This window comes from Rhodococcus sp. ACT016, from assembly GCF_050477185.1.
Lineage (GTDB): Bacteria > Actinomycetota > Actinomycetes > Mycobacteriales > Mycobacteriaceae > Prescottella.
The window spans coordinates 326500-351299 of sequence record NZ_JBEAET010000002.1 but is presented as its reverse complement, the minus strand read 5'-3'; the positions used below and the strand labels follow the sequence as shown (position 1 = coordinate 351299).

The following is a 24800-nucleotide window of genomic DNA, read 5'->3' as shown; positions in this document are numbered from 1 at the left end:
TTCGGCGGACAGATCCGTGTTCGTGAAGATCGGCGTCGACGACGGCATCGGATGGTTGACCCTCGACGAACCTGCGCGGCTGAACCCCGTCTCGGGCGAGCGAATTCAGGAGATTAACCGAGCCTGCTCCGTGCTGGCAGCCGATCCCGATGTCAAAGTTGTGGTGGTCACGGGTGCCGGGCGCGGGTTCTGTTCCGGCGCCGACCTCGCGAACATCGACCCCAGTGCGCCGCTCCCGCCGGCCAGCGGTTCGACCATCGGCCCAGACGGACGGTGGACGCTGGTGCATCTACCGCAGCCCGTGATCGCGATGGTCAACGGCCCGGCCATCGGATATGGGTGTGAACTCGCACTGCAGGCCGACATCCGGATAGCCTCGACCGCAGCCGTGTTCGCCTTGCCGTTCGCGAAACTCGGCACGGTTTCGGACACCGGCACCGGAACGTGGTTGCTGCCACGGCTGATCGGTGTGGACCACGCGGCCGAACTGCTCTACACAGGGCGGATGGTCGCCGCGGATGAAGCTCGCCGGTTGGGTCTGGTCACCCGGGTGGTGGATGCTGATCAGTTGGAGAAGGAGACGCGACGGCTTGCAGTTGCCATCGCAGAGAACTCGAGCTGGTCACTCAGAGCAATGAAGCGGATGTTGTGGGACGGACTTGAGCACCGGGCCCGGGAACATCTGACAATGCAGCACGCATACCAGGAGTCAGGTGACCCGGACTTTGACCGGACGGCGTATATGGCGCGGTTTCGCGCGTAACGACGATCGGCAGCGACACAGAAGTGTGCGCAGGCGTCGACCAAACCGCAGGGTGATCCACTCGACCAACGCGATCCCGCCGGTTGATACTCGTTGCAGGCGGGTAGTTTGGGCTCTCGGCCACCGCCGGCCGAGTATGCCGGGTGGATCGTTCTCCCGGCCGGTGCAATACTGGCGGATTCTGTTGTGATTCAGGGAAGAGTAGGTCCTAACACTCCGTAAATGGTCCCGGGAACTGGTCCGCTTCAGATAGCTGCGGCGTCCCCGAGAACACCGCGTCGACGACAGTAGCCTCGTCGACTGCGTTGATGAAAGCGTGTGCTGCCAAGACTACTTCAGGATCACGAGCGATGATCACGGCCGCATCGGCGTGGTTGTGCGATTTGCTCGCCGATCCGACTGCCGCCCGCTCGCCGTGGTGATGACGTTGGCGTGCAGGTTCGGCGATGACGGCACGCGCACACCATTCTTGACGAAGTACGACAGGGTAGTGGAGGTGGGCACATGCGCACCCACTGCGGCACAGCGCGGTTGACTATCAGAATGTCGCCGGCGCGTAGTGGGAGCAGATCGGGGGGCGCCACTACCGACTCTGCTTACAGCACAGTCGAATACACGCCATCGTCCCGACATGTCGGTCGCGCGGCCACGAGCTTCAATGCTGCACATGTCTCATCCTCATTGCCGCCGCAGAATCTCAATCCGTTTCGAGCAGTCAACCGAAGGCAGAAGATAGGGGAGATCCGCGGCGCCGAAGCCTCCGCTGGCACGGGGTGTCGGATATGTCGGTGGCGAAGCGGAAGCAGCAGTTCCGCACCGCCGACCGGGCGCTTCTCGAGGCCGCCGGTGCGGGCGAAACCTGCCCGCACCGTCCCGGGCTTCACAGCCGGCCACGTACTTGACGGCAGACACTCTCGTGTATCAGGGGAGCAGTGCCGCACGGCATCTGTAGCGTGCCGACACTCATGCCTGCGACCCGTGGAGAGATCATGATCGAGTCACGGGCATTCGTCATATGACTAAATGACACCGCGCGGGGACCAAGGCGGAAGGGGCTGCCGGGCGAGTGCCACTCGATGCGAGTAGGTGCGAGAGTCGGCATCAGTCGATGCGGCAGCGCGCGAAGGGGCAGGTGCGACAGCAACGGCGACGGTCGGACGATCCATATTCCATGAAAACCCGGAGGTGCCAGTAGATCTGATCATTTGCCAGCAGCGGTGACGAAGATGCCAACGAGGCGCTCGTTGGCGGCTCTGGCCGATGTGCGCTGGCTGATCAGCGGCATGCCGCTCGTCACGTCCAACCGGACTAGCGGCGGAACTGCAGAATATGCCAACTATCTGACCAAGTTGCCAACTTCGATGACGAAGATGCCAACTATCTGACGAATTGCCAACCTCGATGACGATTCACAGCTGCTGTGGGGAGCGCGGAAAGGCGGCTACCTGTTTTGCTAGATAATATGGGTTATCTAGCAAAGAGGACCGTGAGAGAGCCTGTAGATCGCACACTCATTGTGAATCGCCAGGCTAGTTGGCAAATGGACAACATAGTTGGCACAGTTGCCACCGTAGTTGGCAAATGGACAGCGTAGTTGGCACAACTAGGGCCGCGAGATCGGTTAGGCACCTGACGAGCTGCTGGTCGCAGCTTCCTTCTTCCTCCTTGCCTGGCGCGCTGCGACTGTGGATCCGAGTTCGGTGACGATCTCGCACAGATGGGTGTTGATGATGCTGACCTCCATAGTTCCCCCACCTGGACTTCTGCTACCGCATTTAGTCACCGTGACGTAATGATCGGACGTGGTCAGTTCCCGATTGTGCAAACTCCAAACCAGGGCTTTGTCCGTTGCTCCTGCGTTGATCAGGAGCAACGGTGAGTGAGGGTCTACGGATCTCGACGGAGCGGCCGAGATTCGTAGACTGCGACTGAAACAACCGCCGGCAGCCCCTCGGCGATGCGCCCAGGCCGGCGAAGTCAACGAGATCGCGATCGACTGCTCTCCCCGACGCCACGCGCAGGAGCATGAACGCCCACATGGGAACGAAACTGGCCATCATTCGTTTGACGGCTAGCTGGTGATCTCGTGTGGGTGCTGGTCACCGCGCGCAAGTCATCTCCGTGGGGCGCGCCGATCCGGATACTCTCGAACGCTCTTCACTGCCGACATGCCGGGTGGTAGACCGGAGATAGCTCCACCGTCGACGTACTCACATCTGTTGTCGTCCAGGTGATTCAAAACGAGGGAGGTGTTGTGAAAGTTGTTGACCGTAGCCGCTCGTCGCGTAGCTGAGTTATCAGGACTTCGCGTTCGGTGGCTGCGGGTACACCGCTCCCCTGTTGGATGAGCGGATTTCCTGAATCAAACATCGAGTTTCAGGGCTGGCACCCCCGAAGCGCACCGAGTTGGTAACTTCCAAGGCTACCAGCGCGGCTTTGTCCGTGTCGAGGTTCGCGGTTCACCCTGCTTGCCGGCTCGTCATGGATGGTGAAATCGCTTGCCTGCGTCGACTTCTGAGTCGAATGGCTGTCCCGGTCGCATCGTTACGCGTTGTGGCCACGTCATGCTCAACTGGACCGATAGGTCCGGGTGCACATGGCACATGCGTGCTGATTCGGCGGCGTTGCGTGTGCCGCTCGAGTCCGCGCGTGCGCAACGCTGGGGCCATCAGCGGGTGTCGGCGCCGAACGAGCAGGGGCAGTACTACTGCGCGACGGCCGACACCTTGTTGCGGCACGAGTCGAAGCTGGAACGCTCCGCGATGATGCTTGCAGATCGAGACCCTGCTGTCATTGGATTGTCCTGTCAGCCTGTCGAGTTCGTGTGGCCCAAGTCTGCGGCGGTTGTCACGCACGTTCCTGATCTGTTTGTCCGCCGACGTCGGGGTGTGAGCGGCCTGGTGGACGTGCACGCGCCAGTGAGGACGTCCGGTGGCGAGTTCGCTTTGCAGCGTGCGCTTACGAACGCCGCTTGTGGGGACATCGGTTGGTCGTACGACGTGTTTACCGGCATAGGTCCGGTGTTCGAGGCGAACTTGTATTGGCTGGGTGCGTATCGGCACAAACGCTTCGCACCCAGCGATGCGGTGCTGGACGATGTGCGCGATGCGTACCGTGGGGGTGCTCCGCTGTCGGAGGGTATCTCGGGCCTACAGGGCGGACCTGAGTCTGTTCTTCCATGGGTCTATCACCTGATGTGGAGCGGGGTTCTGAGGTTCGATTGGGAAGCGCCGCTCCGAATGTGGACCGCTGTCTACACCAGCGATTTCGGAGGCGATGGGGCCGATGAGAAGTGCTCTGCGAGTGGGTGACTTGTTCTGCTTCCTCGGTACGCAGTACGAGGTGATCGGTCTCGGTGTCGAGATGGTTTGTGTTGTCGACGTGGTTTCGAGGTCGACTGTGTGGCTGTCCCGGGTCCAGCTTCTCAACGATCCTTCCTTCCGGGTCGAAGGCAATGGTGCGGTTGACAGCGCGGGCCTGTTGGGTCGGGCGTTGGCGGCGATGTCGTCCGACAATGCGGCCATCGTCTCGTTTTGGGCGGGGCACTTGGCGGAGATCGAATCCGGGATCCATCCCGGTCATCCGACGACGATCAACAGGGATTACTCGGCGGGTGTGTCGATGCGGTATCGGATCCGCGCCAAGTGTCGGGAGTTGGCGACGTTGACGCTGCCGGGTGGTGGTGGCGCGCAGGTTTCCGAACGAACGTTAGCGCGCAGGCTTCGCGCGTTTCGTGCGGCTGATTTCGGTGGCCTGATCGATCGTCGGCACGTGAGGATCTCGGACCCTTCCGGTGTGCAGGACGAAGAGTTGTGTGCGGTCGTCGATGAGTTGATGGACCGGTACCGGGCGGAGTCGAGCGTGACCCAACGGGTGTTCATCGAAAGGGTGAAGGCGCGGTTCCGGGAGTCGCATCCCGAGTACGACTTCGATGACGAGGCAAGTCCAGCGTTCTATCGGTTTCCGTCCGAGCGCACCTTCCGCCGGCTGTTTCGACGGTTGGACTGTGGCCGGCACTTCCTCGACACCGCGAAGAACCGTCAGTCGCAGGCGAATACGCCGAGGAGCGAACATAGGCCGCGGTTTGCCGGACGGCCGGGCGGCGAGGTCATGGTCAACTGGACCCGGCTGGACGTCCTGTGTTCCGATCGGAACGGCGATCAGATCCGGCCATTTCTCACGATCCTGATGGACAAGCACACTCGAACGATCATGGGATCGCTGATAACCCCGCAACGCATCAACGGTTTCGACGCCACCATCATGCTCGCGGACAGCCTTGTGCCGTATCACCTGGTCGATGGCCGAATCGAGCGTTTTGTCACGGTCAACAGCATGCTCCCTCGGCGTGGGATGCGCAGCATGTCTGACCGCGTCGCCGCAGCGCAGACGCGCCCGTACATCGTTCCCGACACGATCACCATCGACAACGGTCTCGAATTCAGGTCGAGCAACTTTGCGGAGGCGTGCCGTGCGTTCGGCATCTCGGTGAACTGGTGCTCACCGCGAACGGCGTGGGAGAAGGGCGTGGTCGAGCGCCAGTTCCGCACGATCAACGATCAGTTCGCTGCGTTGTTCGCCAACTACCTGGGACCGAACGTGACCCAGCGAGGAACGCCGGCGGCCATCGCTCCACGTGTCACCCTCGATACTGTCCGTGAACTGTTCGACGAATGGGTCCTGCACTATTGGCAGAACCGTCCCCATGACGCGTTGCATGATCCCGCGTCGCCGCGTCGGAAGCTGACACCGAACCAGATGTACGAGGCGTCGCTGGTCTACTCCCCCGTGTTCGCGTTGCCGATCACCACCGAGATGCTTTACCGGCTGTACTACGTCCGGTGGCAGAAGGTCGAGCACTATGGGGTGCAGGTGAACTCGATTCGGTATGACTGCGCCGAGCTCAATCCGCTGCGGTATCAGGCCTCCGGCGTGGCTGCCCACAACGACCGATGGGAGATCCGCTACAATCCGCACTTCCCGATCTGTGCGTGGGTGCACGATCCACACACAGACACGTGGATCACCGCGTTCGCGAAGCGGAATCGAGAATACGACGTCCCGTTCGCTGATGCGATGTGGTCGCCACCCGAAGGTGCGGAATTGGACGAGCAGATCGTGCGAACACGGGAGGTCGTATTCGACGACATTCGTCGGCGCGCCGGCCGGTTCGCAAGCTAGATATGAACGCGAGGTGGCTGCGCTGGACGATCACGGGCGGCGGATCGCCTCGAGCGATCTGCCGCGACCCGAACGTCTCATCGGAGTCTCGAGCATTGAGGAGGACGACGAACCATGCGACGGTGAGGGAGATTCCCATACGGAAGGGCACAGTCCACCGCCCGCAGTGGAGGGGTTCTCACCATGGAAGTCGTAGAACCGGACGGCGCACTCGAGACATATGAGGTGCACGGGTTCCGCGTCCTCGTCGATGACGACTACGCGCCACCACCGGAACTCACGCTCGCACGGTTCCGAAGGATGGCGGCCGCCAAGCAACGGCAATGGCTCGATGCTCGGCTGGACCATATGGGCCATATGGGCCACCCTGTCCTGGTTCAGACCGACGACATGACGCGCATCTTCAACCACATGTGGTCCCTCCTGGTGATGAACCGGCATGCCATCGACCGACGGGTGTGCATCGTCTCGGGCCAATCAGGGGTCGGCAAGACCACAATCGTGCGGTCCGCGGGCGTACTCCACGAACGGGCGATCAAACGTAAGCAACCGAACTACCGGGAGTGCGGCCGGATTCCCGTCGTGATGATCGACGTGCCGGCGAAGTGCACATGCCGAGCCATCGACAAATCCCTTCTGGACTTCCTGCATGTCCCGTATCGCGAACGGGCCGGGCATGACGAACTCAAACGACAGGTCGTTCACGCCCTCATCGAACGTAGAACCGAATTGATCATCATCGACGACGCATCGTCTCGACACCCGACGAGCCGACGGCATCGACGCCTCGGATTTACTCAAGGAGTTTCACGACCTGGTTCCCGCGACATTCGTCTTCACCGGCATGAACCTCGATTCGGCCGGATTCTTCAGAAGCGACGCTGGGACACAGATCCTCAACCGAGGTGCCCTCACTGAGGTACTCCCCTACTCCGACGGTACCGACGAGCAGCGGGCGCGATGGGCGAACCTCGTCGCCGCCCTCGAGACAGACCTGAGGTTGCTCAGCCACCCACCTGGAACCCTGGCGCGGCCAGGAATGGCGCAGTACCTGTTCGAACGAACGGGTGGGTCCATCGCAGCCCTGACGTCACTGATTCAGCTCGCAGCCGTTCACGCCGCATACGAAGGGAGATCAGGTACGGGTACCGGTGACATGGCACCGCCGGAGCGAATTACGAAGAGTCTGCTCAAGACGGTTCCCTCAACCGCTGCAGCCGAGATGCGAGCACAAGCGGTCAATCCGTCGAAGCGGGCGAAAGTCAGGAAAGCGCGTCACCGATGAGCACCGGTACGCTCCCGAACACCCTGCGCCCCTACCGCTTTGAGACCCTCGAAAGCTTCGCCACGCGTCTTTGCTATGTGAACTACCTCGATAGACAAGAGACAGTTCGCATCTGGCGGCAACACCCAAGTGGTCCAACCGCTGATCATGACGTGGGCTCGACACTCGCGCGGAAGCTCGAGATCGCGGCCGGACTGCCTGCCGGCAGCTTCGACACCGAGCCATACCGGCAGGACAGCCCCTGTACATGTGGCCGCGCGTGCAGACACTGCGCACGCTTCCTTCCCGCGCGGTACATGTGCCTCAAATGCGCAAAAGGACAGACCGTAACTCTGGTGAACAACAACAGGAGCGACTTGTGCCTGTTGCACCGGCGATGGTGCGGACCGAACACGCCGCCGCAGGGTCAGCTCGACGTAGGCGCCGTCAGGGAACTGATCGATGCAGAACGGCGCTGGAGACAACTCGCCGAACGACGGTACCTGCGCGCCGAAGCGGCCGATAGGGCATGGCTGGCCGCGAATGAGGCCTGCCAACCTGAACTCCCGGGGCCCGTCCGTGATCGGTGGAACCGCCTGACACCGGGGAATCTGCCATTCGCACGGGCATGGCAGGCAATCGTCTACCCCGAGGTCGTCACTATCACCGAACTGCTCTGCGATGGCGCGTTTCTCGGATCCGCACTTCACCCGAAGCACAACATCTACAACGTCTACAACCTCGTGCTCGACCGACTCCGATCAGACGTCCACTCGACATACCGCCTGGGGACCGCCGCGAGGAGCATCATCCAGTACCTCAGACCGGCTTGCGAACTGATCGACAACCTCCTCAACCGACGCGACTTCCACCCCAAAGCAGCACCGACATATCCGCTCTCCACTCACTCCTCCATCTGCCATTTCTGCTGGATCTGGATTACGACACGTGGCCCGATCCACCCACCACGCCCGCAAAAGTCGTCCACTACAGTAGGAACCGGCTATACCTCGACCGCGCCGACCAATTCAGAGAAGACCCCTCGTGACCTGCGTCCCCTCGCCGCGCCGCCACCAGCCCGGGACGCGAGCCTGAGCTGGTGGGCGATTTCGAGTACCGTGAGTACACCGGCGGGAGCCTGCGACACCCCTCCTGGAAGGCCTGCGCGACGACAAGTCGCCGCGGCCGGTTGCTATTGCGTGAAGAATCCCGGTCACATCATCACCCGGTCACAGTCGGTCTCTCGACTCACTCCTCACGAATGGATGCCCATCTCGTAGAGCTGTACCGAGAGCGACCACAGCCCTTCCCGCATGGGTGCGGGAAGGGGGGTCCAGTTGAGAATCCAGTTGTCTCCTGCTGGGCGTATTCGCCTACGACGCCGCAGCGGGCAACGCCGTGCGCGCCGAACTCCACACCGATACCGGCGAAGTGTTTCGCACCATACTGGTGGAAGGTCGCTTCTTCGGTTGGTTCCCGCTGCCGGACGGAGCACCGATCGCGACCCTCCGTCACCCGCCGACGAGGGCCGGCGGCAGCAGCCAGCAGCTGTACTGCACCACCATGCCACACGCGAACGTTGATCGCTGCGTGACACTACCTTCGCTGAGGCGTGCTCCTGATACGGATGCTGGCGTTCGTGGGGCTCGCTGTTGACCAAGGTCAACGGCGCCTCGGTAGGAGCAGTCCGGGTGAATCCGTGTCACGAGATCGAAGTTTCACGGTAGCCGTTGTCGGGTATTCGCGGATGGACAGGCATCCGTAGCCCGAGAGGAGCTTTCGCAATGGCGAAGGTGCTTTTCATCGTTAGCGGTGCTAGCTACTGGGTCGTCAAAGACGGGTCACGATACGCGACCGGCTACTGGGCCGAAGAGTTCGCCAACCCCTACCGCGTCCTCACCGACGCGAGGCATCAAGTGGTCGTCGCAACCCCGAACGGCGTAATTCCCACGGTCGACCTGATGAGTCTGCGCCCGCAGATGGCGGGCGGCATCGACGGTGCGCTGCGGCTCGAGTCGATCATCCGCGAAGCTGAGGCTCTGCGGCGGCCGCTGCAGCTGTCCGATGTGCGCCTCGCGGACTTCGATGCGGTCTACATGCCGGGCGGACACGGCCCTATGGCAGACCTGGCGTTCGACGCTGACGGTGGGCGCCTGCTGACGCAACAGTTGGCCTCGGGAAACCCGCTCTTCATCGTCTGTCACGCTCCAGCGTCGATCCTGTCCACGAGGATCCACGGCAACTCTCCATTCACAGGCTATCGCCTCACCTGCTTCACCGACGAAGAGGAGGAAGCCGTAGGCGTCGCCGCGATCGCACCGTGGCTGCTTGAAACTGACATCAAGGAGAAGATCGGCGTCGACTTCAGCCGTGGGCCGATATGGGAGCCATACATGGTCGAGGACCGCAACCTGACGACCGGCCAGAACCCGGCCTCGGCCGCGATCCTCGGCGACCGAATGGTCGAGATTCTGAAAGGCGCCTAAGAGACAGATCGTTGGAGTGAACGAGCATGCTCCACGCGTGATATCGGAAGGGTGCCTTTGGCAGGGAGACAATGGTCGGACGAGAACCGCAACGCTTGCTGCGGTTCGGCACAATGTGGCCGTATTGTGCGCTCTTCTACTCCCTCTCTCGGATAGGGCATGCCGTTTCGGCATCGTCGACACCGACGAGGACGCGGATGACCGCTTCCTCATCGGAGCCGGCGACGAGGCCCCGGCCGCTTCCTGTTTCGATGAAGCCCAAGGATCTGATGCCAGAGAAGTAGTCACTCCCAGCCAGGGCGCGTGAAGCGTCGACGCGTCTACCACGCGAGCGATCATGACCACGGACACACGCCTGGCGGAAACAGTGGCCTTCCTGTGCGGACGTCATGGTCCTCGCTGTCGGTGCGGTGTCCTTCACATTGCAGCCTTCTCGGCGGCGGTTGCTGGCTACTTCGGCAGCTGCGCGCCGTTGACCAACAGTGGCAGCATTAGAGCCAGTAGGACTGAAACTGGGCCGCACTGATTCGAATTTTGGCCGTCGGAGGCGAGCCCGTCGCTACGCACACGGAACCGTGTGAGATCTGGCCCCGAAGGAAGGAGCGCCAGGGAGATGACAACTATGAGGTCTCTCGTCGCCGACCAGTTGGGCGAACCGTCCGAGGTTCTGCACCTGCAGACCCGCCCGATTCCGGAGGTTGGTCCCGGCAAGGTCCGGATCCGGGTGGCAGCTGCACCGGTCCATGCCAGTGATCTGCACACCGTCCGCGGCAGATACGGATTCACACCCGAGTTCCCAACCGTGCCCGGAATCGAATCCGTCGGTGTGATCGACGAACTCGGTAGCGGTGCAGACGGACTGACCGTTGGGCAACGCGTCGTCACGATCGGAGTCAAGGGCACATGGCAGGAGTATGTCGTTGCTGATGCCGAGAGGGTCGTGCCTGTCCCCGTCGGCATGAGCGATTCCACGGCCGCCCAGATTCTCACGAATCCGCTCACCGCTGTGATATTGACCGGTGATGAAATCGATGTTCGTCCTGGTGAATGGCTTCTGCAGACGGCGGCCGGTTCAACGGTGGGGCAGTTGGTCATACAACTCGGATTGCACTTCGGCTTCAAGACCCTCAATGTGGTCCGTCGCCGATCTACTGTCGAGGACATACTCGCGCTGGGCGGCACCGCGGTGATCTGCACGGAGGATGAAGACGTGCGCGAACGGACTTCCGAGATCGTAGGGCATGAGGGTGTGTCCAAGGCCATCGACTGTGTCAGCGGTCAGATAGGTGCGGACGTGTCTCGTGCGCTGGCACCGCACGGTGATCTGGTCGTCTACGGTGCGCTGTCCACGCATCGTCAAACCGATCCCGACAAACTCACTATCCCCATCTTCGCGCGCTCACTGATCTACGAAACCAAGACCGTTCGAGGGTTCTGGCTGTTCCGCTGGCTCATCGAGGCCCCGAAGGATCGAATGGCCGCAGCGATCGACCGGACGCTCCAGCTCGCCGACAGTGGCGCGTTGCGGGTTCCCGAGGGAAGACCGATCCCCATCGAAAAGTTCAGCGAAGCCGTCTATTTGGCCGAAGCTCCCGCGCACGGAGGCAAACCGCTACTGGTATTCGAACAGTAGAATGCAGATGGTCCGTTGTCTCCCTTCCCGTGTCTCCCTTCCCGCGGGCAATCCTGTTCGCGCTTCTCGTCAGTGGTCCGATACCTACGGTGTGCCTTCCCAATGCTTGGCGAGGGGCGTGCCAGCGAACCTCTCGAGCATGACACGTGACAGAATCAGCACAGAGCTGCGCGGCCGGTGGTTCACCACGACACGCTGGGTCTGCCCGGCTGCGGTGAACGTGACGAGGACGACGACCTTAAGAGGCGCACCGCGAACCGCCGAGGTGTAGTGCTCGAGGAAGGTCTTCTCGCCGCATGGGCCGGCGTAGTGAAAGTCTTGGAACTCATACATCTCGCGGGCGGCGACCACCACTTCGTGTACGGCCTCTGCCCCCTGTATGGCGCCGTCCCAAGCAGCGCCCTCCCCCGTGACGTCGTCTGCTAGGTTGTCCAGCCATGCCGGGTAATACGGCTTCCCCATGTACGTCATGTCGTGCCTCCCCTCAAAACTAACAGCGAGTCCCGCCCCAAAGGCTGATGTGCATAACTGCCCCTCAGCTGCATCTGTTGATTGGCCCCGTCGACCCCACGCCATCAGATGTCCTGCGACACCGCCTGTCCGGAACTAGTTGGTGTTATCGCCTGGCGCCATGCTGGGCCCGGGCGTCGCGCCGCTTACGGTGTGCCTTCCCAGAATCGGGCGTACGGGGTACCGGCGAACTTCTCGAGCATCAAGCGGGAAAACTGCAGCATCGCGCTGCGCGGCCGGTGGTTCACCACGACACGCTGGGTCTGCCCGGCTGCGTCGAAGGTGACTAGAACGACCACATGAGTGGCCATGCCACCGACTGAACTGGTGTAGTCCTCGAGGAAGCTGCTTTCCCCGCAGGGACCGGCGTAGTTGAACTCCTGGTGCTCATAGAGTTCGCGAGCAGCGCTCAAAATGGAACGGACATCTTCGGCACCTTTCGCGGTGCCGTCCATGGCCGCGGCCTCCAAAGTGACATCGTCGGCCAGACTGTCGAGCCACTCCGGGTAATAGGGCTTGTCCATGTACGTCATACGGCGCCTCCGTGAAATCCGGCAGCGAGGAAGCCCGGAAGCGAGTCGGCTCGCCAGCGCCTGCCCACGAATTGTGATCTCGCACTGTGCAGGTAAGCCTACCCGGCGCTTCGGATGGCGGGCCATCTACGAAATCGGTCTGAGACCCTTCGGGACTACGCTCGAGAACGTACTGCGGATGTCGATGGTCCACCGGCGGTGGCGATCGGCGCGGCCCAGCCGGCGCGCGGATTTCGTTGTGATCTCCGAATTGACCGACGTGGGTGGAAGCAAAGAGCACAAGCCGGTCTTTATCGCATGACTTACGACGAGGGGATGGGCGCCCGTGACCACTATCCGGGCTGCGGCAGTTCAACTGAGTCCCGTGCTTTACAGCCGTGAAGGTACCGTCGAGCGGGTTGTCGCCAAGATCGACGAACTCGCCGCTCTGGGAGTGCAATTCGCGACATTTCCGGAAACCGTTGTTCCGTACTACCCGTACTTTTCGTTTGTGCAACGCCCCTACGCGATGAGCTCCGAGCAAATGCGGTTGCTGGGGCAGGCGGTCACCGTGCCATCACCGACGACGCAGGCGATCGGCGATGCCGCGCGACGCGCTGGAATGGTGGTCTCCATCGGCGTGAACGAACGTGACCGTGGCTCGCTGTTCAACAGCCAACTACTTTTCGATGCGGACGGGGCGTTGATCCAGCGTCGACGCAAGATCACACCCACCTATCACGAACGCATGGTTTGGGGCCAAGGCGACGGAAGTGGACTGCGAGCGGTGGAGAGCGCGGTGGGTCGCGTCGGCCAGTTGGCCTGTTGGGAGCACTACAACCCGCTCGCCCGATACGCGCTGATCGCCGATGGCGAGCAGATCCATTCGGCGATGTTCCCGGGATCTATCTTCGGCGACTCGTTCTCTCGACAAACCGAGATCCAGATGCGCAATCACGCGCTCGAGTCAGGGGCCTTCGTGGTTGCTGCGACCGCCTGGCTGGATCCCGATCAGCAGCGGCAGATCATGGCCGACACAGGCTCCCCGGTGGAACCGATCTCGGGCGGCTGCTTTACCGCTATCGTCACGCCGCAAGGCGAGGTACTCGGTGAGCCACTGCGCTCGGGTGAAGGTGAGGTGATCGCGGATCTGGACTTCGCGCTCATCGACAGGCGCAAGTCGTTCATGGACTCCAGCGGACACTACAGTCGACCCGAATTACTCAGCCTGCTCATCGATCACACGCCCAGTGCCCCCGTCCACGAGCGGCACTCTCCTGATTCGCCGGTGATCGCCGACGGCGCGGAGAGCGGCCTACCGTCGAGTGATTCCCGGGAAATCCGGTTCGAGGGGGTCCGGTTACGGTTCGACAGCGATAGCACCTACGAAGAGCTGGTCGCCGCGTTGCTCGCCAATGTCGGCGAAAAGCCGGTACCGATAGGGGATCTCCCATCATCGACCTTCAAGGACTGGGAATCATTCGCCGCGGAGGTCGCACGGCATCTCGGTCCGAGCGAATTCATGCTGATGGACCTGATCGACCACGGCGGATGGATCAGGACCGCCGGGATTGACCGCCAAGCGGTCCGTGTCATCATCGGCAATCCGCTTATCGCGATCACGATGCTTCGGCACGACCTGACGGCGGGACTGTTCGCACCTGTCGAGCTTCTGCTCTTGGAAGAGGACGGCGGCCGCAGCAGCCTAACCTACGTCAAGCCGTCCTCACTCATGGTCGTCGACGAGAACCCGCCACTGCGTGCGGCCGCGCGGGCGCTCGACGCAAAACTCGCCGCGTTGGCCGCGACAGTGACTGCGCGCCAGGCTCGCAGCAGTTGACCGCCTCGGACGGTTTAGTACGACGCTGAGGCGACTGTCACTGTGCCCCAGTACGTCCCATGTCGACCCATGGTTGCTGCCGACGTTCGCCGCTGCCCGCTGCTACTGCCCCATGCTGCCGAAAGAGAAAGAACCGCGACCCACTTCCTGGCCCCTCCCTCCCCCACCCGAGACTTCGCACCCCTGCTAGTCGAGCGCTACGCGGAGGCCCAGTTGAGCCGTACGATCCGGGCGAACTAGCACCGCCGGCGCTGAGAGGCGCAATTCAATGACCCGACGCCCAGCATAGAAGCGACCGGATTGAGAGTGTTCGCCTCGATCAGCCCTCTTCCGCGACGCTTGCGTGCGTGGTGTTCTGGATAGGTCACCACCCCGGCCTCCGGGACCGGAGGGATCATCCAAGTGTCAAGGAAGGCGCCATGTCCACGATCCATCTCCATCAGACGACCACCGTGACACCCGAGCAGTTCCTTGCCGGTCTTACCGACTTCGGGCCAGGTCGCGAGGAACTTTTCGGCAACAGCGCGGACAACTACCTTCAGGTGCACCATGCGGGCCCCCCATGATGCCGATGTCACGGAGGGCTCGAGCGGTATCTGGGAACGCCTGCACTACGACTGGGCCGACCCGCATCGCGTGGTGATGACGACCACGGATTCCAACTTGTGGGGTGGCAACTCGGGCCACACCTACACCCTCACACAGCAGCCCACCGGCAAGACCGACGTGGACGTCGTCGTTGTCCGCGACGGCAAGAACCTCAAGGGACGGCTTCTCGCGTCTGTGCTCGGAGTCTTCGGCACCCTCGTCTTGGGACGGCAGCTCAAGAAGTCCGTCGAGGCCATCGAAGCCCGCAACCACGGTACAAGTGGGAAGAACACGCAGACGTCGGAAGAGTGAGCCGGAGGCACCATCGCCACCCAACCCTCATCATCCGAATCAGTCTCAACGCCAAGGTGAAAACATTGATGCGTGACGAAACCTCTAGCGGATCTACTCGGCGGCGCCCGAAGTGTTCGACGAGCACGGCCTGGACGCGCGGCTAGAGGAGATTGCGCGCCGCGCCGACGTCAGCGTCGGCACAATCTACAACCGGTTCGGCAGTAGTCGTGAAGGGCTAATCGACGCCGTCGTCGCCGACATCGCGGCGCAGAAGCTCGACGTTGTCACCGTGGCCATCGCCGGCGCGACACCCTGGGAGCGGTTCACCAGCTACGTCGTCGCCCTCGGCGAGTCCCAAGTCGCCGACCCCGCCTTCAACGAGATGTTCGCGCGACGCTCTCCCGAGGCAACCGCACTGCAGGACGTCAACAACCGCACCATCGCACACGGCGAGGCACTGATCATCGCAGCGCAGCGCGACGGCTCCCTGCGCAGCGACGTCACCGCAACCGACATCGACCGGTTGATCTGGCTCAACGCCCAAGCCGAACGACTCGGCGTCGGCTGGTGGCGGCGCGGGCTCGAGTTCTTCCTCGACGGGATCGGAAGTAGCTGAACGCCGTTGGACGGGGACGCACCCTTCCCTGATGTGACGCGAGTGATCTGCGATCCCCTGGCCGCGATGATGATGGTCTCCGGGTACCCGGAACACGGCCATGGACGGCGACGATGTTTCACAAGGTGCCGACGACGTGATCGTCGGCCGTCGATCCGCCCGGAAACACTCTCCCGGTGCATACGTCCGAATTGTCGATTGCGTGTTCGGAGATCGGGATGGCGTCGACCTCCGATCGACTGCCTCAGAGTATGGCCTGTCGTTCGACCAGGTTCCGCCCGCGGTAGTCGACCGTCGCACGTCAGTGGCTGGCTGGCCACCGCGTGAGCCGCGGGGCATCGATACCGGGCCTGTCGGACGCTCGACCATCACCGCACCGATCCCGCGCATACCAGACAACTCCCGGTTGGCCCGCGAAGAGTTCGCCTGGTCGCATGACCCTGTGCGGCGTGTGACGTTCCTAGCGTGGTGGTGGGCGCGAGCAATCGTCGAGTCCACCGACACCGCCCAGGCGGATGTCGTGGTGACACCGGACCGAAGACGCGCAGGCCGCGCCTGTCCGGCGTCGAGAACCTGACGGTTGTTCCTCGACCCGTTGTCGGCCGGCACCGAGGAACTGCTGCTTCCACTTCGACACCGACATGTCCGAGACTCTGTGCCGACGGGCGGCCTCGGCGCCGGACATCTCCCGAACAACACCGCCAATACCACCCCCATCTGCACATGGACCGAGATCTTCGTCCGCCGTGACCTCGCCACACGCCCACCCCTTCTGACCTCGCCCAGACCGTAAACGCTGGGACCCTGCCAGAAAGTTCGACGCAAGAGAAACCCGCCAGTTCGAACATGAAGCCGCCCCGACATATAAGTCGGAAGCCGTCAGCAGCTTGCGACGAAAGCCCCGGCTGCCGCAGGGACGTTCGCCATTTCGATACGCAGGCGCGCACGCAGATAGATTGAGCGTGCAGCTTTGCCCAGCGCATCGAAGACACCACCCTGCCCCCGTGCGGGGTTTTCGAGCTTCCGGGTCCGCGCGCATCCGAGTAGCGTCGACCCTGCGGCCCGGCCACACAATGCACGCGATTCTCCGCGGTGCAGCGCTCTTCGAATCGGGCCGTAGCTAGCGGGAGGTATCTTGCGGTAGGGATGCTCGACCACTGGCGATCGGGCGGCACCGTGTTTATCCGTGTCCCCCAGCGAACTGCACGGTGCCGTTCCGTTGATATCGGATCTTCATGTCCTTCGCGGCGTTGACCGCGCGGACGATCAGTATCATCGACGGTGCGGCCTAGGCAACATCGCCGGGCCGCCGCCCATTGCAACGCCGACGGCATCGCGGCGGAGGGGTGGGCATCGGACGGCACCGCGCACTGACCCTGCCGCGGTGCCGTTCCCGTGTGTCTGGTTCACGAGCGTTGACGCAGCCCAGGTTCCGAGTAGCGTCGAAAGTTGTTGCCCCGCTGTCCGATACCTCCCCGACGGGGTGGCAGCCCGCAGCAGCGCCAACCGCAGCGTGCGCGGCGAGGTTGTGGGTGTCGGGCGGCGTCGCGTGACGGGCGATCCGCGGCGCCGCCCGCTCGCGACCAGACAACGTCAAATGGATTGACTGTTGAGGTGAAACCCTCGGCGCGACACAGAATCCGGACTCAACCCGCCGGAGGCCTTACGCTAGCGTCGGACCTGCCGCCTGGTGGCAATGTCAGGGGATGCGGCACCGGTGGGGCGGGATCGGTCCACGATGCGACGAGTACGACTCCCGCCCCTCCAGTTGGGCGCCCCACCAGTTTGTCTACCGATAAGGTCGTGGCGTTCGACCCGACCCCGCAATCGGTTCGACGTGGCACGGTGGAATGGGGCGGACCGGGTGGCTGATCCCCAAGCCCCACCTCACCATGAAATACCAGCTCGATCCGAGGTCTTTTCGTGGGCCTGATCAGCCGGTAGTGTCTGTCCGGCACCACCCAGACGGTGCACACGCGGCCCCGTTCGGCAGTCACTGCCCGGCGGGGCCGTCCAATGCTCTGACACCCCCATGCCTCATCCGCGGTACCGGCTACTTCTGGATGGCGCGCAGGTGCGGCACTCGTAGGTACGGTTCCCGCCGGTAGCGTTGCCCTGTTGTTATTGAATCCTGATGGAGGGCAACAGTCCCAACGGCGCTACATATAATCGGGCGCGGTGTGGTTGCGGGTGGATCGGGCGGCTTGCGGTGCGCGGTTCCCAGCCTGGTGGCCCGATCGCATGTCGCATTCCTACGCCATTGCATGAGATTCCATCCCCACACGGATTCGAGGGCACGGTGCGCGAAGGAAAATAGGGCCGCTGGACCCTTCCGCTTCGACTCACGCGGCGTAGTGTCCAGCATGATCGCCCTGCCGATATTCGGAGTCCTCAGTTGGGCGAGGGGCCTGTAGCAACACCTTCGGCTGCATATGCAATGGGGGTTGCCATAGCGGTGATGCTAATCATCCTGTTCGACAACAGATTCCACGTGGGAAGTCTGTTCGCATAGCGGCCGCACGACGACAGGACGGCTCGCCCGGTGAAAGGACCAATCGATCATGGCGATAGCGACTACCAATCCTGTGACCGGAGAGGTGCTCCAGACGTTCGATGAGCTCAGCGCTGAGCAACTGGAGGACAAGCTCGGCCGGGCGGCCGCTGCCGCCGCGTCGTACCGACTGACGAGCATTGAACAACGTTCCGCGTGGCTCCGCCAGGCCGCCGACAACCTGGAGAAAGAGGCAGATTCGGTCAGCAGGTTGATCACGACCGAGATGGGCAAGACCTATCGCTCAGCGCAGGAAGAAGTCGCAAAATCCGTGCGTGGACTGCGCTTCTATGCCGCCGAGGGCCCGGCATTCCTGAAGAGTTCGCAGTCCGACGCATCGCGAGTCGACGCCAAAGAGACCTTCGTGACGTATCAGCCGATCGGCCCGGTGCTGGCAGTCATGCCGTGGAATCTGCCTCTGTGGCAGGCCATGCGGTTCGCTGCGCCCGCGCTGACCGCGGGCAACGTTGGGCTCCTCAAACATGCGTCCAACGTGCCGCAGACCGCGCTGTACATAGAGCAGCTGTTTCGGGACGCCGGCTTCCCCGACGCGGTCTTTCAGACCCTGTTGATTTCCGCAGGAAGGGTGGAGCAGGTTCTGCGCGACGATCGGGTGAAGGCCGCCACGCTGACGGGCAGTGAGCCCGCGGGTAAGTCGGTAGCCACTATTGCCGGATCCGAGATCAAGAAGGTAGTCCTCGAACTCGGCGGATCGGACCCATTCATCGTCATGCCCTCGACGAACCTCGAAAGGGCTACCGACGTCGCCGTCAAGGCCCGCACCCTCAACAATGGTCAGTCGTGCATCAACGGCAAGCGGTTCTTCATCCACACCGACATCTACGACGCGTTCCTCGAACGGTTCGCGGCCAAGATGAAGGCGCTCGTCGTGGGCGACCCGATGGACGACACAACGGATGTGGGCCCATTAGCCACCGAGTCGGGTCGTGACGACGTGGCCGCCTACGTGAATGACGCTCTCGGCAAGGGGGCCAAGGCGCTGGTCGGCGGCGAGCGCCCGGGTGGGCCGGGCTGGTTCTACCCTCCGACTGTCCTGGTCGCGGTGACCCCGGAGATGAAGATGTACCACGAGGAGGTCTTCGGCCCCGTTGCCCAGGTGTTCCGGGTGTCCTCCCTGGAGGAGGCGTTGCTGATGGCCAACGATCATCCCTACGGTCTCGGCTCGAACCTGTGGAGTGAGGACGACGACGAGCGGGAGCTGTTCGTGCGGGACGTCCAGTCCGGCATGGCCTTCATCAACGGGAATACCACCAGCTACCCGGAAATCCCGTTCGGCGGTGTGAAACGCAGTGGCTACGGGCGTGAACTGTCCGACCTGGGCATGCGCGAGTTCATGAACGCCAAGACCGTGTGGATCGGTGATGACGCCGGGGCCTGACCGTCGTCGACGGTGGCGGTGCTCGGCCGACATTGCCGCGGCTGGGATGGCGCTGCGTGTCTCGTTTTCAGACCCTCACGGTGGTATGTGCCACGGATTCGTGCGCCGAAAGGTGGCGCCAAGTCGCTATCTGCCAGGCTTGGCCACTGGGGTCTCGACGCGCCGCGGAGGTGGACGGTACCGGGGCCGGCGCTCCGGCTCCGGCTGACCGAGAACACTGCCCCAGGCATCGAGGCTCTCACGCCCGGAGAACCAGTCGTTCAGGATCAACAGGTTGAACGCGGCGAGAGTGAATCCGACGAGCAAGTGTGTAGCGGCGGATCCCGAACCCGCGAAAGAACTTACGGTGCATCGTCATCCGGTTCGCTTCAGGTCCTTAGCAGCAGAAGTGCATGGTTTGCTCGAACTCCACACTGCGCCCGTCCATTCGCGTCCTGACATCGACCGCGTCAACAGAGGGGGTGTTCGCCCCTGTGGGCGTGTCGGGAAGGGTGTAACACTACGACCATGCGGGAGCCCTCTTCGTTGGGGCGGCCGTCGCGCCTGCGGCGGTGCTGATCGGGTACCGGGCCGGGTCGACCTGGTTGGGCCGGCCGCCGGCCCGTGATCGCGAACCAGTCCTGCAGCACCGTCACCGTAGCGATAATTGAGTTCCTGCCGAGACAGTCGCGAACTGCTTTCATCAAGGAGCTGTCATGAGCGATACCCCGCATCCTGTGTCAGATCTGATACACCGCGTCTGGATATCGGCGGTCCTGTTCGGCGTTTTGGCCGTGATCCTCGGCGTGGTGATCCTGGTGTGGCCGGAACCTTCGATCGTGGTGGCCGCCGTGCTGTTCGGTGTGTACCTCGTAGTGTCCGGCGTCGCGCTGGTGGTCCTCGCGTTCGCCCTGCCTGCCTCCGCCGGCAGCAGATTTTTGAACTTGATCGCCGGCATGGCATCGATCATTCTTGGGATCTTGGCGTTTCGGCACTTCGGCGAGGGGTACGCCCTCCTGCTGCTCGCCATCTGGATCGGGATCGGATTCATCTTCCGCGGTGTGGCCGCTGTGACATCGGCGATCAGCCATGCGGAGTTTCCCGGTCGAGGGTGGACAGTCCTTTTCGGGGTTGTCAGCCTCATCGCCGGTGTCGTGGTGTTGGCCTACCCATTCGAATCGATCGCTACGTTGGCTCTGGTGGTCGGTATCTGGCTGATCGTTCTCGGGGTGATGGAGGTTATCTCCGGGTTCGTCATGCGCAGCGATGTGAAGAAGGTTCAGAAGCTCACCGGCACCGCCGCGAGGTGACCACGAGGTGGCCTCGGTCGGACACCCCAACGCGAACCGTCTCATTCGTCGGCGCGTAGCAGGGGTCGTAACCGTTCAGTCTGCTCCGGCGTCCACCCGGGTGGCTGGAGGATGGCGGCCCAGGCGTTGGCAACGTCCTTGACGTAGCGGTGGCCGTGCCCGTCGGGGACGTCGATCGCCACCGCCATGTCGGCCGAGACCTGCAGGAATGTGACGACGGGAATCCACTCCATGTCGTCGGGGACGTAATGGCCGCGGGCTTCGCGTAGCCAATCCGGCTTGATGAACAGCAGATCGGGGTTCCACCAGGCGATCGGGTCGGAGCCGTGCTGCAGGTACACCACGCGCGGAATCGCCCACGGGCCGGCCGACCGTCCCAGGTCGTCCGGACGGGCGACAAACCGGATGGTGTGGCCCTGCCGATAGACAGGCAGCCGTTGACATTGGCCACCGGCAGTCCGCGGGCCAGCGGTACCAACACGCGGATCGCCACGCCTACACGACGGCGTCCGCTGGAAACACCGCGGCTAGGGACCTCATCATGTGTGATTACCCACCGGTCAATATAGCCGAAACGCATAGTCGCCCAGTCCAGACCGCTATAGGTGAACACCCCATCATGGGTTGACAATATGAAAAATTGCCAGCCATCTTAAGAGACAGGGCCTTTGGGCGATCTGCTCGACCACCAACCGGCTGACCTGGCCGACCCGGAGAAGCGTCGCCATGTCCGTGAGAACGCGGAAGGACTATCGGATGAATGAGATCAAGCCCCGATTTCGGACAATCGACGGGCTGTCGATTCGATTTGCCCAGAGCGACGAGCCGCACGAGAGCGAAGCGTTGTTGCTGAGTCCGTGGCCGGAAAGCCTGTATTCCTATGACGCGACGTGGTCGAAGCTGGCCCGGCACGCGCGCCTGACGGTGGTGGACCTGCCAGGGTTCGGGCACTCCGAACTTCGCCCGGACCTGCTGTCGCCCACGGCGATGGGCGAGTTCGTCGTGCAGATCGCTGACGTGTTCGGGTTGGCGAACCCCCACGTCGTGGGTCCCGACATCGGAACGGCCGCGACCCTGTTCGCTGCCGCGCGGCACCCCGGCAGGTTCCGGACCCTGGTGGTGGGCACCGGCGGTACGGCCGTCCCCCTGCAGCTTGGCAGCCCACTGAAGGACTGGGTACTCGCCGAAAGTCTCGACCCGTACCGGACCATGGATCCCAAAGCGGCCATCACCACCGCGATCGGCACCATCCACGGCTACGAGTTGCCAGATGTCGTGCGAGAGGACTACCTCGCCGCCTACACCGGTCAGCGGTTCGTCGACCAATTGCCCTACGTGCGCGCCTATCCCACCGAGCTGCCCGTCCTGAGCGGGCTGCTTCCTACCATCGAGACGCCAGTGCAGATCCTCGCCGGGCGCGACGATGCGGTCGTGCCCCCGGGCAACGCGGAGTACCTCCATGCGCGTCTGCCGAACAGCAAACTCGACTTCATCGACGCCGGCCACTTCGCCTGGGAAGAGAACGCCGACGAGTACGCCGACGTCATCACCGGGTGGTGGCGGGCCAACTGAAGCGGTCGCGCAGCCAGACCCTCCCTCTCCACCGATGATGAAGGGAAGTGCGAATCATGGGTAGGGCTGAGATCGCGGTTGGATGCCGATGAGAACGTCCGAGTGGTGCAGGTGACACCGCGAGGCTCACCTCGTCGATCATATTCACTACCTCGGCGACTTCGCAGACGCCGAACACTGCCCGGGGCTGGACGTGGTGGTCGCGGACATCGACGGCGAGCTTGTGTTTCGCGCGACGCTCGAGCTCTCATTGTGACATGGGGATCTTCCTCTCAATCGGAAGTCCCAACTGTCAACAACCTCCATCAGTCTTAGACCTAGATCGGCCAGTCGACCCCCCGCAATCTGCTGCGCGTTGCGGAGGTCGCCGCTAACGCTGCCAAGGTCGAGGGCGTCGGCGCGCACACGCTGCGGCACTCCGCGGCGGTGGCTTGGCTTGAGGCCGGTGTGCACATCAAGGCGGTGGCGGATCTGCTTGAGTACTCGCCGATCGCGGTCACCGGCGACATTTACGGGCATACCAGTGACGACACGGCGCGCGTGCTGCGTTCGATGCGTTGAGCGCGGCGCTTGGGCTTCAATAGCCGATCGGAGTCCACCGTTACGCATGAAGTCGGCGTCACACGGAGGCCTAGTGGATGTTGTAGAAGGATTCGACGTGCTCGTGCAGTTTCTTGTACATCGGTGGGGCCTCGTCGGGGTCGGTGATCACTTCGATGTAGGCGGCGCCATCGGCCTGCTCGGCCGTCTTCAGCGCGTCGTCGAGCACGCCGCAGCTGCTGACTCGCGCGGTGAACCACCCCTGGCAGCCCAGGGCATGGGGCAGCTCGACATAGTTCCAGGCTGCGATGTCGTTGTAGCCCAGGGCCATGTCCTTGCACAGCATGCGCTCGCTGAGATAGCCGGAGTTGTTGAGCACGAAGATAATCGGGCGCAGCCCATGGCGGCCGAGCTGGCTGATCTCCTGAGCGGTCATCTGGTGCGAGCCCTCCCCAGTGATGAGGATCAGCCGACGATCCGGGGCCCCCTTCGCGGCGCCGAAAGCCGCCGGAGTCGCCCATCCGATCGACGCCCACAGGGTTTGGTTGTGGAACTCCGCTCCGTGAGGGAGTTGCGCCAACCCCAAACCCAGCGAGGACGTCCCGGTGTCGGTGATGATCACGTCATCGGGACGGAAGAAGTTCGCCCAGCGAGGGTAGAGGGCATCAGCAGTGATCGGGTCTTCGCCACAGCCCACGATCGGCCCCAGCGTCTCGGGCGCGATCGCCGGGCGCTGAGCACGTTTGGTGATTCGGCCCGACAGTTTCGCGAGGATACCGGCGATCTCTACGTTGCGGTACACCCTGGACCCGACGGTGGTGCGGTGATGGTCGATGGTGATGACCGTGGCCGGGTCCAGTCGGACGGTGCCACCGGCAACGTTGCCGTCGCTCAACATGGCGCCGATCATCACCACCACGTCAGACGACTCGACGAAGGCGCGGACCGGCTCACCCGCCAGCCGCCCGACGTACATGCCGATGTAGTTCGGGTGGTCTTCGCCCAGCACAGACTTGTCGGCAAACATCGTCGCAAACGGCAAGCCCGCGTCGTCAACGAACGCCTCCGAGGCGCCCTGCAGCCCGAGCCGTCGCAGCAGCACTCCTGGCAGCACACATGCCTGCCCGGCGTCGTTCAGTGCCGCGGCCACCGCGTCGGTCGCTGCAGCCAGCGACGCGGGATCACTGGCCGGCGGGCTCACCGAGGGTGCGCCTGCCAGCACGGGGGTATCCGCGACGTCGCTGGGAATCGCCAGGTAGACCGGCCGGCGGTTGTAGAACGCCGCCGCGATCAGTCGCTCGGTCTCCGCCGCTGCGTTCTGCGGCGTCAAGGCCGCGCTTGCACACACAATCGGCTCGGCCATCCGGTGGAACAGGTCGAATTCGCCGGTGCCCAGCGTGTGGTGCACCAGCGCCCGGCCCTCCTGCGTCGCCAAATTGGGCGTACCGACCAAATGAAACACTGGGAGATGCTCGGCGTAGGCACCCGCGATACCGCTCATCGCGGCCAGCTCGCCCACCCCGTAGGTGGTGCACACCGCGCCGACGCCGCGCATCCGGGCATACCCATCCGCGGCGTAGGCGGCGTTGAGCTCGTTGCAGCACGTAATCCAATTCAGTGCCGGGTCCTCGACGATCGCGTCGTTGACCGGAAACGCGTAATCCCCGGCGACTCCGAAGACGTCATCGACGCCAATCTCCTTGAGCCGCCGCAAAACATATTGAATGACGGTTTCGGTCACAATGTCACTTCCATTCGGGGT

17 protein-coding genes and 3 pseudogenes are annotated in these 24800 nt (G+C 63.0%); 15 read left to right on the top strand and 5 right to left on the bottom strand.

Features of this window, described 5'->3' with window-relative positions:
- Positions 1-16 precede the first annotated feature (16 nt).
- The 7 genes from ACQ5DX_RS28445 (at position 17) to ACQ5DX_RS28415 (ending at position 11327) form a co-directional block, all read left to right on the top strand.
- Complete coding sequence (locus ACQ5DX_RS28445; RefSeq protein ID WP_430336088.1) at positions 17-763, top strand: enoyl-CoA hydratase/isomerase family protein; 747 nt, start codon at positions 17-19, stop codon at positions 761-763.
- Between the two features lie 1244 nt (positions 764-2007).
- Positions 2008-2148 (top strand): hypothetical protein, encoded by a 141-nt coding sequence (locus ACQ5DX_RS28440; RefSeq protein WP_430336087.1) that lies wholly within the window; start codon positions 2008-2010, stop codon positions 2146-2148.
- Positions 2149-3366: 1218 nt separating this feature from the next.
- Entirely contained in the window at positions 3367-4074 is a 708-nt protein-coding gene (locus tag ACQ5DX_RS28435; RefSeq protein ID WP_430336086.1) for a TnsA-like heteromeric transposase endonuclease subunit, read from the top strand.
- Between the two features lie 31 nt (positions 4075-4105).
- The gene (locus ACQ5DX_RS28430) at positions 4106-5944 is read left to right on the top strand and encodes a hypothetical protein (RefSeq protein WP_430336085.1); all 1839 of its coding nucleotides are present in this window, start codon (positions 4106-4108) and stop codon (positions 5942-5944) included.
- A gap of 183 nt (positions 5945-6127) precedes the next feature.
- The gene (locus tag ACQ5DX_RS28425; RefSeq protein WP_430336084.1) at positions 6128-6862 is read left to right on the top strand and encodes an ATP-binding protein; all 735 of its coding nucleotides are present in this window, start codon (positions 6128-6130) and stop codon (positions 6860-6862) included.
- A gap of 2130 nt (positions 6863-8992) precedes the next feature.
- The gene (locus ACQ5DX_RS28420) at positions 8993-9694 is read left to right on the top strand and encodes a type 1 glutamine amidotransferase domain-containing protein (protein WP_430336083.1); all 702 of its coding nucleotides are present in this window, start codon (positions 8993-8995) and stop codon (positions 9692-9694) included.
- 622 nt (positions 9695-10316) lie between these two features.
- A complete protein-coding gene (locus ACQ5DX_RS28415; protein ID WP_430336082.1) occupies positions 10317-11327 on the top strand; it encodes a zinc-dependent alcohol dehydrogenase family protein in 1011 nt (336 codons plus the stop codon).
- Between the two features lie 84 nt (positions 11328-11411).
- Here ACQ5DX_RS28415 and ACQ5DX_RS28410 read toward each other — a convergent pair whose 3' ends face one another.
- On the bottom strand, positions 11412-11798 hold the full coding sequence (locus tag ACQ5DX_RS28410; protein ID WP_430336081.1) for a hypothetical protein: 387 nt from the start codon (positions 11796-11798) through the stop codon (positions 11412-11414).
- Positions 11799-11983: 185 nt separating this feature from the next.
- Positions 11984-12370, bottom strand: coding sequence for a hypothetical protein (locus ACQ5DX_RS28405; protein ID WP_430336080.1), 387 nt, complete (start codon positions 12368-12370; stop codon positions 11984-11986).
- Between the two features lie 325 nt (positions 12371-12695).
- On the opposite strand from ACQ5DX_RS28405, the pseudogene ACQ5DX_RS28400 reads away from it, so the two are divergent.
- Both ACQ5DX_RS28400 and ACQ5DX_RS28395 read left to right on the top strand, forming a co-directional pair.
- A pseudogene (locus ACQ5DX_RS28400) lies at positions 12696-13631 on the top strand (nitrilase-related carbon-nitrogen hydrolase); the annotation flags it as partial.
- A 9-nt stretch (positions 13632-13640) separates the two neighbouring features.
- Positions 13641-14189, top strand: a complete 549-nt coding sequence (locus ACQ5DX_RS28395) for a DUF302 domain-containing protein (protein ID WP_430336335.1) — start codon at positions 13641-13643, stop codon at positions 14187-14189.
- Between the two features lie 236 nt (positions 14190-14425).
- Here ACQ5DX_RS28395 and ACQ5DX_RS28390 read toward each other — a convergent pair whose 3' ends face one another.
- Positions 14426-14740, bottom strand: coding sequence for a hypothetical protein (locus ACQ5DX_RS28390; protein ID WP_430336350.1), 315 nt, complete (start codon positions 14738-14740; stop codon positions 14426-14428).
- Between ACQ5DX_RS28390 and ACQ5DX_RS28385 the strand changes: the two are divergent.
- The 4 genes and pseudogenes from ACQ5DX_RS28385 (at position 14642) to ACQ5DX_RS28370 (ending at position 20926) form a co-directional block, all read left to right on the top strand.
- Positions 14642-15089 (top strand): annotated as a pseudogene (locus ACQ5DX_RS28385) (hypothetical protein). The gene ACQ5DX_RS28390 and the pseudogene ACQ5DX_RS28385 overlap by 99 nt on opposite strands.
- A gap of 112 nt (positions 15090-15201) precedes the next feature.
- Positions 15202-15687 carry a TetR/AcrR family transcriptional regulator gene (locus ACQ5DX_RS28380; protein WP_430336079.1) on the top strand — a complete coding sequence of 162 codons (486 nt, stop codon included), beginning with the start codon at positions 15202-15204 and terminating at the stop codon, positions 15685-15687.
- A gap of 2561 nt (positions 15688-18248) precedes the next feature.
- A complete protein-coding gene (locus ACQ5DX_RS28375; protein ID WP_430336078.1) occupies positions 18249-19637 on the top strand; it encodes an NADP-dependent succinic semialdehyde dehydrogenase in 1389 nt (462 codons plus the stop codon).
- A 725-nt stretch (positions 19638-20362) separates the two neighbouring features.
- Entirely contained in the window at positions 20363-20926 is a 564-nt protein-coding gene (locus ACQ5DX_RS28370; protein WP_430336334.1) for an HdeD family acid-resistance protein, read from the top strand.
- 41 nt (positions 20927-20967) lie between these two features.
- Here ACQ5DX_RS28370 and ACQ5DX_RS28365 read toward each other — a convergent pair.
- Positions 20968-21375 (bottom strand): annotated as a pseudogene (locus ACQ5DX_RS28365) (alpha/beta-hydrolase family protein); the annotation flags it as partial.
- A gap of 307 nt (positions 21376-21682) precedes the next feature.
- Here ACQ5DX_RS28365 and ACQ5DX_RS28360 point away from each other — a divergent pair.
- Both ACQ5DX_RS28360 and ACQ5DX_RS28355 read left to right on the top strand, forming a co-directional pair.
- The gene (locus tag ACQ5DX_RS28360) at positions 21683-22498 is read left to right on the top strand and encodes an alpha/beta fold hydrolase (protein ID WP_430336077.1); all 816 of its coding nucleotides are present in this window, start codon (positions 21683-21685) and stop codon (positions 22496-22498) included.
- A gap of 321 nt (positions 22499-22819) precedes the next feature.
- On the top strand, positions 22820-23059 hold the full coding sequence (locus ACQ5DX_RS28355; RefSeq protein ID WP_430336333.1) for a tyrosine-type recombinase/integrase: 240 nt from the start codon (positions 22820-22822) through the stop codon (positions 23057-23059).
- 70 nt (positions 23060-23129) lie between these two features.
- On the opposite strand, the gene ACQ5DX_RS28350 is transcribed toward ACQ5DX_RS28355, so the two are convergent.
- Positions 23130-24779, bottom strand: a complete 1650-nt coding sequence (locus ACQ5DX_RS28350) for an alpha-keto acid decarboxylase family protein (RefSeq protein WP_430336076.1) — start codon at positions 24777-24779, stop codon at positions 23130-23132.
- Positions 24780-24800 lie beyond the last annotated feature (21 nt).